The organism is Stenotrophomonas sp. GD03777 (assembly GCF_029842485.1).
Lineage (GTDB): Bacteria > Pseudomonadota > Gammaproteobacteria > Xanthomonadales > Xanthomonadaceae > Stenotrophomonas > Stenotrophomonas sepilia.
Map to the genome: position 1 here is coordinate 1 of NZ_JAOCGL010000115.1, position 11255 is coordinate 11255.

The 11255-nt window shown below is 67.9% G+C and carries 11 protein-coding genes; 7 read left to right on the forward strand and 4 right to left on the reverse strand.

The window, feature by feature from the left end:
* Positions 1-771, reverse strand: a 771-nt coding sequence (locus tag N5E02_RS17970) for an FHA domain-containing protein (protein WP_279946567.1), incomplete at its 3' end; no start/stop codon positions are given.
* 125 nt (positions 772-896) lie between these two features.
* Here N5E02_RS17970 and N5E02_RS17975 point away from each other — a divergent pair.
* The 3 genes from N5E02_RS17975 to N5E02_RS17985 all read left to right on the forward strand — a co-directional run bounded on the left by N5E02_RS17975 (position 897) and on the right by N5E02_RS17985 (position 2986).
* Positions 897-1172, forward strand: a complete 276-nt coding sequence (locus N5E02_RS17975; RefSeq protein WP_005417302.1) for a polyhydroxyalkanoic acid system family protein — start codon at positions 897-899, stop codon at positions 1170-1172.
* Between the two features lie 81 nt (positions 1173-1253).
* Positions 1254-1745, forward strand: coding sequence for a phasin family protein (locus N5E02_RS17980; RefSeq protein ID WP_053497278.1), 492 nt, complete (start codon positions 1254-1256; stop codon positions 1743-1745).
* Between the two features lie 236 nt (positions 1746-1981).
* Positions 1982-2986, forward strand: a complete 1005-nt coding sequence (locus N5E02_RS17985; RefSeq protein ID WP_279946568.1) for a restriction endonuclease — start codon at positions 1982-1984, stop codon at positions 2984-2986.
* A gap of 165 nt (positions 2987-3151) precedes the next feature.
* Here the strand turns inward: N5E02_RS17985 and N5E02_RS17990 are convergent, their stop codons facing one another.
* The 3 genes from N5E02_RS17990 to N5E02_RS18000 all read right to left on the reverse strand — a co-directional run bounded on the left by N5E02_RS17990 (position 3152) and on the right by N5E02_RS18000 (position 5957).
* The gene (locus N5E02_RS17990) at positions 3152-3544 is read right to left on the reverse strand and encodes a type II toxin-antitoxin system HicB family antitoxin (RefSeq protein WP_005417308.1); all 393 of its coding nucleotides are present in this window, start codon (positions 3542-3544) and stop codon (positions 3152-3154) included.
* Positions 3545-3830: 286 nt separating this feature from the next.
* Positions 3831-4559, reverse strand: a complete 729-nt coding sequence (gene hutC / locus N5E02_RS17995) for a histidine utilization repressor (RefSeq protein WP_005417312.1) — start codon at positions 4557-4559, stop codon at positions 3831-3833.
* Positions 4560-4586: 27 nt separating this feature from the next.
* Positions 4587-5957 carry a formimidoylglutamate deiminase gene (locus N5E02_RS18000; RefSeq protein WP_139727323.1) on the reverse strand — a complete coding sequence of 457 codons (1371 nt, stop codon included), beginning with the start codon at positions 5955-5957 and terminating at the stop codon, positions 4587-4589.
* Between the two features lie 67 nt (positions 5958-6024).
* Here N5E02_RS18000 and hutI point away from each other — a divergent pair, with 67 nt between their 5' ends.
* From hutI to hutU, 4 genes are all read left to right on the forward strand, one after another.
* Positions 6025-7248 carry an imidazolonepropionase gene (gene hutI / locus N5E02_RS18005; RefSeq protein ID WP_139727324.1) on the forward strand — a complete coding sequence of 408 codons (1224 nt, stop codon included), beginning with the start codon at positions 6025-6027 and terminating at the stop codon, positions 7246-7248.
* Positions 7245-8786, forward strand: a complete 1542-nt coding sequence (gene hutH, locus N5E02_RS18010; protein WP_005417317.1) for a histidine ammonia-lyase — start codon at positions 7245-7247, stop codon at positions 8784-8786. The genes hutI and hutH overlap by 4 nt, the downstream gene beginning before the upstream one ends.
* Positions 8783-9637, forward strand: coding sequence for an N-formylglutamate deformylase (gene hutG / locus N5E02_RS18015; protein ID WP_005417319.1), 855 nt, complete (start codon positions 8783-8785; stop codon positions 9635-9637). The genes hutH and hutG overlap by 4 nt, the downstream gene beginning before the upstream one ends.
* On the forward strand, positions 9634-11255 hold a 1622-nt coding region (hutU, locus tag N5E02_RS18020; RefSeq protein ID WP_279946569.1), incomplete at its 3' end, for a urocanate hydratase. The genes hutG and hutU, both read left to right, overlap by 4 nt.

Consider the following 11255-nt stretch of genomic DNA (forward strand, 5'->3'; position numbering starts at 1 on the left):
CGCGGCCAGCAGCAGCGCACTGACCAGCAGCCACGGCCAGCGCCGCACCCTGCGCGGCGCGGCCGGCAGCACCGGCGCCTGTTCCACGTCCTCGCCCGACTCGTCCTCGACCGGCAACGACCGTCGGCGCGGATCATGCGGCACTTCCAGCACGAAACGGTGCTGGCCATCGAACACCACCTGGTCGCCGGCCTGCAGCCAGCAATGGCGCACGGCCACGCCATTGACGCGGGTGCCGTCGGCACTGCCGAGATCGCGCAGCAGCACGCGTTCGCCGTGCACTTCCACGCGGGCATGCTGCTCGGCAAAAGCCGGGTCATCGATGGCGATGTCGGCCTCGTTGCCACGCCCGATCAGGCGGGCCCGCGACAGGGTGAAGCTGCGGCCATGATGGAGACCGCCGACACCGCGCAGCAGCCGCTGCTGCTCGTCGCTGCCATCTTCGGCTTTCGGCGCAGGCGCCTGCAGCAGGCTTTCGACCTCGCCCTGCAGGACCATCTCCACGCCATCCACATACACCGCATCGCCTGCACGCAGCAGGGCCATCCGGCGTACCGGGCGACCGTTGACGTGGACGCCGCGGATGCCGTTGCCGACCTGCAGCCAGAGGCCGCGATCATCCATGCAGAACTGGGCCAGCAGCAGTGCGCCGTGGCCAGGATCTCCGAGCCGCACGCTGCCGTTGGCCTGGCGCACGATGCGCTGCACCCCGGGCCGCAAGGGCTGGTCGGGCTGTTGTTGTTGACTGAAGTGAACAAGCAGGTTCTGCACGCGGCGCAGCCTAGCAGGTTGGTCGCCAACGAAGAAGAACCCACGATGAGTGCTTGGCGCGGCGGCCCTTGATGCGCACAATGCTTGCCCTCTTCGACCATCCCCGCCCTGCGCCAGGAGCCTGCATGTCCACCATCGATGTCCGCCACGCCCACGCCCTGCCCGATGCACAGGCGCGCGCCGCGATCGAACAGGTCGCTGCCAAGCTGTCCGAGCGCTTTGGCCTGAAGTCGTCCTGGACCGCCGACGTACTGAACTTCTCCGGCAGCGGCGTGGACGGTGCGATCGAACTGCAGCCGGGCGCGGTGCGCGTAACCGCCAAGCTGGGCTTCCTGCTGTCGGCGATGAAGGGCATGGTCGAAGGCGAGATCCAGCGTGTGCTGAAGGAAAAGCTGGGCTGAACCCCGGCGGCGGCCGTCACGGCCGTGCAACGCCGGTGCGCGCTACTCTCGGGGGCAGGCCCAACTCCCACGGGAAGTGCGATGAACCACTACGAGAACGACGACCGCCGCAACGACGATGCCTCTTTCGGTGACCAGGCCGAGCGCTTCTCGCGCAAGCTGAGCGATTCGGCCCAGCAGGTCTGGCTGGCCGGGTTGGGTGCGCTGGGTCGCGCCCAGGCCGAGGGCAGCCGCTTCTTCGACGGCCTTGTGAAGGAAGGCGAAGCCTGGGAAGCCCGCCGCCGTGAACGCAACGGCGACCAGGGCCCGGGCTGGCGTGACAATGTCGAGACCTCGCTGGACGAGGCCCGCGAGAAGGCCTCCGGCACCTGGAACAAGGTCGAGAAGGCCTTCGATGACCAGGTGCAGGGCGTACTCAAGCGCCTGCATGTACCCACCGCCGACGAAGTGACCGCGCTGGAGGCGCGCATTGATGCCCTGCACGCGCGCTTGGCCAAGCTGGAAAACCGCGCCGCGTCCGGCACCGATGCCCCTGCTCCGGGCAGCCATCAGTCACCGGACAGCGTGCCCTGACCACGATTGTTGCAATGCAATAAAAATTGATTGACAATCGCGAGCAACCCGCCAATCGCTTCGGCTGCCGTTTGTTCCCTCCCCTCACGGCTTCAGGATTGGCGGGTTTTTCGTGCCCGCTGTACGCCGATCTGCGCGCTCCATCACGCTTTCTGTCAGGAACATCCTGACCCGGCCAGGCACCGCGACCTTTACACTGTCGTTCTCCGCTTTCGCCCCTTCCGCCCTACTCCTGCATGCTCCCCTGGATCCTGGCCCTGCTGTCGGCCCTGCTTAGCTGTTTCCTGGCCGTTATCTATCTGTGGTGGGTCAAGCGGCGGCAGAAGGAGATGCAACTCGGCCTGCAGGCCCTGGCGGGCATGCATTGGCGCGAATTCTCCGTTCTGGTCAAGCGCATGCTGCGCGAACAGCGCGGCCTGCGTGAACTGATCGATCCGGCGGAAGAAGCCCGCGAGCCAAGCAGCGATTTCATGCTCAGCGATGGCCCCAACCACTGGCTGGTGTCGTGCAAGCATGGCCTGGCCTACCGCATCGGCACCGCCGCAGTGAACGAGCTGGGTGCGGCCGCGCGCCTGGCCGGCGCCAAGGGCGGCGTGCTGCTGACCGAAGGCCGCATCGAGCGCGACGGCCGCAGCGCCGCCGAGAAGCAGGCGGTTGAAGTGCTGGACGGCCCGCGCCTGTGGCCATTGCTGCAGCCTTACCTGCCCGGCGACATCGAAGCGCGCGTGCGCGCCAGCGCCCGGCACGAAGCGCTGCGCCGCATCGCCATCGCCGCACTGGGTTCGGCAACGCTGGGGCTGCTGGTTGGCCTGGGCCTGCAGGGCCTGCGTGTGGAAGAGGCCGCGCCGGTTGCTGCAGCGTCGGTGGTGGCGACGCCTTCAACCGCGCCTGCGGCGGAACCTGCTGGCACCGCGGCAGTGCTCCCGGCCGCCTCTTCACCCGCGGCTGCCGTCGCCCCGGCGGCCGACCCGCGCAGCAACCCCAATCCGGATGCAGCCACGCTGGATCGCTACCAGGCCGATCTGGCCCGTGCCCTGGCTGGCAAGCCCGGCATCGCCAGCGGTGTCTGGCTGACCCGGCAGACGCTGGCGATCAACCGCACCGGCGAACTGGACGCGGTGTGGCCGCAGGTCTGCGAGGAAGTGCTGCACTACCCCGCCCTGCGCAACGTGCGCATCCAGCTCAATGCCCGCCCCGGCGTGGATGAGCCGGTGCGCTGGCGGCAGTGCGCTACGTATTGATGGGGCAACATCCACGCATGGCGTGGACCTACTGAATCCCGACACACGAATCTCTGGTAGATCCACGCGATGCGTGGATGCCTTTGCAGAGTCGAGCCACGCTCGACTCATCGCGCAACGCGCGAACAGCAGCCGACCATGGGCTGGGCTCTACAGGGCGCCCGCTCAGCCCAATGCTGCGAGATGGGCGATGTAACTGGAGCGGGATTCGCCGGCCGCCCTGGCCTGCGCATCCAGCCTGGCCAGGATGCGACGCGGCAGGCTGATGTTGACCCGCTCGATGGTGTCGTCCAGCAGAGATGGATCAATGCAGATGTAGGCAAGAATCCAGGCCGTACCACTGGGAGCCTCGGCGACGATCTTCTGTGGCGCAGAAGGACTCGGAATCGAGCGCCCCTCATCCAGGGCCGCATCGATCCAGGCAAGCGCAGACTCCTCGGCCGCGCTGAGTGCATCGTCAAGCGTGTCGGCTGCCGAGAAGCACCCCGGCAGATCGGGAACGATGACCCCCCACGCGGTGCGTTCATCGCCGGCCTCAATCAAGACTGGATAGCGCATGGGACCTCCTACGTCAGTCCTGCGAGCTTCCGCAACGCCTGAACCAGCCCCTTGCCCAGATCCTTTCTGGGGTGAGGCACGGTGATGATGTGAGGCCACTGCGAGGTGCACGAATACATGATGGGATCCGCGAATCCTGCAACAGGTCCAACCTGCCGCCTCCAGACCCCGGATGAGGTCCCTGCTCTTCATGCAGGGACGATACACATCGCACACACGCACCAACAGAGTTCAAGACGACAGCCGTACCGGACCAGTAGATCCACGCCATGCGTGGATGGAATCCCTAGCGAGCGCCCGGCGCGAAGCGCGCAACCAGGTCCCAGGCATCCCCCAGGAACACCTGCCGCACGCGGGTGATCGGCTGTTCACCGCGCCAGGTCAGGCGCTCGATCACCAGGCAGGCGGTGCCCGGTTTCACGTCCAGCAGCCTGGCCGTGGCGGTGTCCGCACCCCAGGCACTGATGCGATGCTGCGCGCGCGTCCAGGACACGTTCTGCAGCAACCAGCTGCCCGGCGCGGTGGTGCTGAAGTCGACTTCCAGTACCTCGGGCACGCCGACCGGACTGATCAGGCGATGCTCCAGCGCCAGCGGACGGCCATCGGCCAGGTGCAGGCAGCGCATCGCCAGCAGCTTCTCGCTGCCCGCCAGCTCCACTTCACCGGCATTGCCGGCGTCGGCCAGGCGCAGCTCGCGCTGCAGCAGGCGGTACGCGTACTGATGGCCGCGCGAACCGACCTCCATCGCGATATCCGGAATCTCCAGCGCCACCTGCTCCAGGTGCGGCGGCTGACGCGCCACGAATGAACCCGCACGACGGCGGCGTTCGATCATGCCGCTCTCGGCCAGTGCGGTCAGCACCTTGTTCACCGTCATCCGCGAGCAGCCGTACTGCTCCATCAGTTCGTGCTCGTACGGAATCCGGAAGCCCGGCGCCCACTCCCCACTGAGGATGCGGCTTTCCAGATCGCTGCGGATACGCTGGTTGAGCGTGGCGGACTTGCTGGCCTTCACGTAATGGGATCCCGGTGGCGGAGACGATCAGCCCAGCACGCCCTTCAGGGCGGCGGCGAAGGCGGTGGTGATCGCCTCGCGCTGCAGGTGGCGGCCGTCGGCCACGCACTGGCGGCCATGCCGCCAGACCGATCGCAGCGCGCCATTACGTGCGGCGAACACCCAGCTGTCAAGCCATGCGTCATCCTGTCGCGCCTGCAGCGCCGGGTGTGCGGCATCCAGTTCGACCAGATCGGCACTGGCGCCCACCTGCAGGCCAGCGGCCACGCCCAGCGCCTGTGCGCCACCGTGCAATGCACCTTCAAACAGGAAACGACCGGTGCTGCGGGTGGCATCCGGCGCCAGCACGTTGCGTCCGCGCAGGGTCAGCCGCTGGCCGTACTCAAGCAGGCGCAGTTCTTCAGCTGCATCGATCAGCACATTGGAATCGGAACCGACACCGAAGCGCCCGCCCTCGCGGGCGAACGCCTGCATCGGGAACAGGCCGTCGCCCAGATTGGCTTCGGTGATCGGGCACAGGCCGGCCACAGCCTGGCTGGCGACGATGGCCGCGCGCTCGTCATCGGTGATGTGGGTGGCATGCACCAGGCACCAGCGCGCATCGACCGGTGCATGGTCGTACAGCCACTGCACCGGGCGCTGGCCGCTCCAGGCCAGGCAGGCCTCGACTTCACGCACCTGCTCGGCGATATGGATGTGCACCGGGCCGTCGGTCAACGGCAGCAACGCGCCCAGTTCCTCGCCGGTGACCGCACGCAGGCTGTGCGGTGCAATGCCGAGCACCGCATCGGGCAGCGCGGCCAACGCCGGCTTGGCGGCGTCCAGCAGCTGCGCGAAACCGTCCACGTCGTGGATCAGGCGGCGCTGCGCCGGATTCGGCGGCGCGCCACCGAAATCGGCATGCGCGTAGAACACCGGCAGCAGGGTCAGGCCGATGCCGGTCTGATCGGCCGCAGCGGCAATCCGCGCGCTCATCTCGGCGCGATTGGCATAGGCATGGCCATCGGCGTCGTGGTGCAGGTAATGGAACTCGCCGACGCGGGTGAAGCCGCTTTCCAGCATTTCCATGTAGGCCTGGGCGGCGATGGCCTGCACCGCGTCCGGACGCAGGTGGGCCAGGAAGCGGTACATCAGCTCGCGCCAGCTCCAGAAGCTGTCACCGTCACCGCCGCCGATCTCGGTCAGGCCAGCCATGCCGCGCTGGAAGGCATGGCTGTGCAGGTTGGGCAGGCCCGGCACCAGGATGCCGGCGCGGGTGTCGCCGTGCTGGGCGCCCTGCCCCGTACTGATCGCCGCAATACGACCGTCCTGTACCTGCAGGCGGACATCACGGGCCCAGCCATCGGCCAGGAGGGCGTGGGCGGCATGGAAACAGTGCGGGGAACGCGAATCGGACATGGCTGGACAACCCGAAATGGACACCTATATTGTATAGACATATAAGCACAGCCGCGTTGTGGATGCCATGCACGTCGATACCCTCTGGTCCAACGTCCACCTAATCACCCTCGATGGCGAGGGCCTGGGTGTCATCCGCGATGGCGTACTGGCCTGCGCCGAGGGCCGCATCGTCCACGTCGGCCCGGCCGGCAGCGATGCACAGCTGCAGCCGACCACCCGCATCGATGGCGAAGGCCGCTGGATCTCGCCGGGCCTGATCGACTGCCACACCCACCTGGTCTACGCCGGTAACCGCGCCAACGAATTCGAGCAACGCCTGCAGGGCGTGAGCTATGCCGAGATCGCCCGTGCCGGCGGCGGCATCGTCTCCACCGTGCGCGCCACCCGCGCTGCCACGCCCGAGCAACTGGCCAGCGAGAGCCGCCCGCGCCTGCTGGCGATGCGCGCCGAAGGCGTGACCACGATCGAGATCAAGTCCGGCTACGGCCTGACCCTGTCCGACGAACGCAAGCAGCTGCAGGTTGCACGCACGCTGGGCGAGCAATGCCGGGTCAACGTGGTGACCACCTTCCTCGGTGCACACGCGATTCCGCCGGGCCGCGAGGCACAGGAGTACACCGACGAGGTGTGCGAGGTGATGATTCCGGCCATTGCTGCCGAAGGCCTGGCCGAAGCGGTGGACGTGTTCTGCGAGAACATCGCCTTCTCGCCCGCGCAGGCGCGGCAGGTATTCGAGGCCGCCCGCGCGAACGGACTGGCGTTGAAGATCCACGCCGAACAGCTGAGCAACCAGCACGGTGCCGAACTGGCGGCCAGCTTCGGTGCACTGTCGGCCGACCATATCGAACATCTGGACGATGCCGGGATCGCCGCGATGGCCGCTGCCGGTACCGTCGCCGTGCTGCTGCCCGGTGCTTTCTATTTCACCCGCGATACCACCCTGCCGCCGATCGCCGCGCTGCGTGCGGCCGGCGTGCCGCTGGCGCTGGCCACCGACAGCAATCCGGGCACCTCGCCGCTGACCAGCCCGCTGCTGGCGATGAACATGGGCGCGACCCTGTTCCGCCTGACCGTGGACGAGTGCATCGCCGGCTTCACCCGTGAAGCAGCGCGCGCGCTCGGCCATGGTGAGCGCATCGGCCGCCTCGCCGTCGGCATGGACTGTGACCTGGCGATCTGGGACATCGACGCCCCTGCCGACCTGGTCTATCGCATTGGATTCAACCCGCTGCACGCGCGCGTGGTGCGCGGCCAGCCCGACCTGCCTGCCTCCTGGAGCAACACATGAGCAACACCCTGGTTCTTCGCCCCGGCCATGTCACTCTCGCCCAATGGCGGCAGGTCTATCGCGGTGCGCCGCTTGCACTGGACCCGGCCGCGCTGCCGGTGGTGCGCGCCAGTGCCGCAGCCGTCGCCGCCATCGTCGCCAAAGGCGCACCGGTGTATGGCATCAACACCGGCTTCGGCAAGCTGGCCAGCGTGCGCATCGAGCGCGAAGACCTGGCCACCCTGCAGCGGAACATCGTGCTCTCGCATGCCGCCGGGGTGGGCGAGCCGATGCCGGCCAGCGTGGTGCGGTTGATGATGGCGCTGAAGCTGGTCAGCCTGGCGCAGGGCGCATCGGGCATTCGCGAGGAAACCCTGCTGCTGCTCGAAGCGATGCTGGTCAAGGGCGTATTGCCCGTGGTGCCGGCACAAGGCTCGGTGGGTGCCTCGGGCGATCTGGCGCCGCTCTCGCACCTGGCCAGCGTGATGCTGGGCGTGGGCGAAGCCTTCATCGATGGCGAGCGCCTGCCGGCGGTCGATGCCCTGGCACGTGCCGGCCTGCAGCCGATCGAACTGGGAGCGAAGGAAGGCCTTGCGCTGCTCAATGGCACGCAGTTCTCCACCGCCTACGCGCTGGCCGGCCTGTTCGAGATCGAGACCGTATTCCAGGCCGCACTGGTCACCGGCGCGCTGTCGGTGGAAGCGGCCAAGGGCTCGGACACGCCGTTCGACCCGCGCATCCACGCCATCCGCGGCCAGCGCGGGCAGATTGCCACTGCCGCGACGCTGCGCGCGCTGATGCAGGGCTCGGACATCCGCGAATCGCACCGCGACAACGATGTGCGCGTGCAGGACCCGTACTGCCTGCGCTGCCAGCCGCAGGTGATGGGCGCGGCGCTGGACATCCTGCGCCAGGCCGCGACCACGCTGGAAATCGAAGCCAACGGCGTCTCCGACAATCCGCTGGTGTTCACCGACACCGGCGAAGCACTGTCCGGCGGCAACTTCCACGCCGAGCCGGTCGCCTTCGCCGCCGACATGCTGGCGATGGCGGTGTGCGAGATCGGCTCGATCAGCGAGCGCCGCCTGGCGATGCTGGTGGACCCGGCGCTGTCCGGCCTGCCGGCGTTCCTGACCCCGCGCCCGGGCCTGAATTCCGGCTTCATGATTCCGCAGGTGACCGCGGCTGCACTGGTCTCGGAAAACAAGCAGCGCGCCTACCCGGCCAGCGTTGATTCAATCCCGACCTCGGCCAACCAGGAAGACCATGTGTCGATGGCCGCGCACGGCGCACGCCGCCTGATGCAGATGGCCGAGAACGCCGCCAACGTGATCGGTATCGAACTGCTGGCCGCAGCACAGGGCTGCGACTTCCACGCCCCGCTGCGCTCCAGTGCCGCGCTGGAAAGCGTGCGCGCCAGCCTGCGTGCGCAGGTGCCGACACTGGAAGAAGACCGCTACTTCCATCCGGACATGGTGACCGCCACGAATCTGGTGCGCAGCGGTGCGCTGGCGCAGGGCCTGGGCGATCTGTTGCCGACCGTGGAACCGCAGGCATGACGACCCTTCCCGAATGGCTGACGGTGCACGAGGGCGACGCCCCCCTCATCGTCAGCTTCCCGCATACCGGCAGCGAGCTGCCGCACGACCTGATCGGCGACTACCACTCGCCGTGGCTGGCACGCCGCGACGCCGACTGGTGGGTGCACGAGCTGTACGACTTCGTGCGTGGCATGGGCGCGACCACGGTGCGCTCGGCAATCTCGCGTTCGGTGATCGACCTCAACCGCGATCCCAGCGGCGTGTCGCTGTACCCGGGCCAGAACACCACCGGCCTGTGCCCGCTGACGACCTTCGACAACCAGCCGCTGTACCACGCCGGGCGCGAACCGGACGACGCAGAAATCGCCCGTCGCCGCGACACGTATTTCCTGCCTTACCACGATGCGCTGGCTTCGCAGATCACGCGCCTGCGTGCACGCCACGGCACCGTGGTGGTGTACGACGCGCACTCGATCCGCTCACACATCCCGCATCTGTTCGACGGGGAGCTGCCGCAGTTCAACCTGGGCACCGCTGGCCCGTCCGGCGCACCTGACACGTCCTGCGACAACGCCTTGAGCGACGTGGTGGAGAACCTGCTGAAGATCAGTGGCATGAGCCAGGTGCGCAACGGCCGTTTCAAGGGTGGCTGGATCACCCGCCACTACAGCAACATCGCCGGCGGCGTGCACAGCCTGCAGATGGAGCTGGCCTGCCGCGGCTACATGCACGAACCCCTGCCGGACCAGGTGGACGAGCACAGCTGGCCCACGCCGCTCGACCCCGACCACGCCGCACCGCTGCGCCACACCCTGGCGCAGGTGCTCAATGCCTGCCTTGAATTCGCTACGAACCGGAGCGCCGCATGACCCGCAACGACCCGTCCCGCACCATCGCCGCGCCGACCGGCACCACGCTCAACGCCAAGAGCTGGCTGACCGAAGCGCCGCTGCGCATGCTGATGAACAACCTGCACCCCGATGTGGCCGAGCGCCCGCAGGAACTGGTGGTGTACGGCGGCATCGGCCGCGCCGCACGCGACTGGGAGAGCTTCGATGCCATCGTCGAAACGCTCAAGCGCCTGGACGACGACCAGACCCTGCTGGTGCAGTCGGGCAAGCCGGTGGGCGTGTTCCGCACCCACGCCGATGCGCCGCGCGTGCTGATCGCCAATTCCAACCTGGTACCGCGCTGGGCCAACTGGGACCACTTCAACGAGCTGGATAGGAAGGGCCTGGCCATGTACGGCCAGATGACCGCAGGCAGCTGGATCTACATCGGCGCGCAGGGCATCGTGCAGGGCACCTACGAGACCTTCGTGGAGATGGGGCGCCAGCATTTCGGTGGCGACCTGACCGGGAAGTGGCTGTTCACCGGTGGCCTCGGCGGCATGGGCGGCGCACAGCCGCTGGCCGCCGTGATGGCCGGCGCCTCCTGCCTGGCCGTCGAGTGCCGCAAGAGCAGCATCGACATGCGCCTGCGCACCGGCTACCTTGACACCTGGACCGACAACCTGGACGAAGCGCTGCGCCTGATCGATGAAGCCTGCAAGGCCGGCACGCCGAAGTCGGTGGGCCTGCTCGGCAACGTCGCCGACGTGCTGGCCGAACTGCTCAAGCGCGGCGTGAAGCCGGACCTGCTGACCGACCAGACCTCCGCGCACGACCCGGTGAACGGCTACCTGCCGCAGGGCTGGACCGTCGAGCAATGGGACGAAAAGCGCGTGTCCGCGCCGAAGGAAGTGGAGAAAGCAGCGCGCGCGTCGATGGCCAACCATATCCGCGCCATGCTCGGCTTCCACGCACTCGGCGTGCCGACCGTGGACTACGGCAACAACCTGCGGCAGATGGCGCTGGAAGAAGGCGTGGAGAACGCGTTCGACTTCCCCGGCTTCGTGCCGGCCTACATCCGCCCGCTGTTCTGCCGCGGCATCGGCCCGTTCCGCTGGGCAGCACTGAGTGGCGACCCGGAAGACATCGCCAAGACCGATGCCAAGGTGAAGGAACTGATTCCGGACAATCCCCACCTGCACCGCTGGCTGGACATGGCCGCCGAGAAGATCAAGTTCCAGGGCCTGCCGGCGCGCATCTGCTGGGTCGGCCTGGGTGATCGCGATCGACTCGGACTGGCGTTCAACGAGATGGTCGCCAACGGCGAACTGAAGGCGCCGGTGGTGATCGGACGTGACCACCTGGACAGCGGCAGCGTGGCCTCGCCAAACCGCGAAACCGAAGCGATGGCCGATGGCTCCGACGCGGTGTCCGACTGGCCGCTGCTGAACGCCCTGCTCAACACCGCCAGCGGCGCGACCTGGGTCTCGCTGCACCATGGCGGCGGCGTGGGCATGGGCTTCTCCCAGCATGCCGGCATGGTGATCGTCTGCGACGGTACCGAGGCAGCGGCGAAGCGGATTGGCCGCGTGCTGTGGAACGACCCGGCCACCGGCGTCATGCGCCACGCCGATGCGGGGTATGACATCGCGATCGA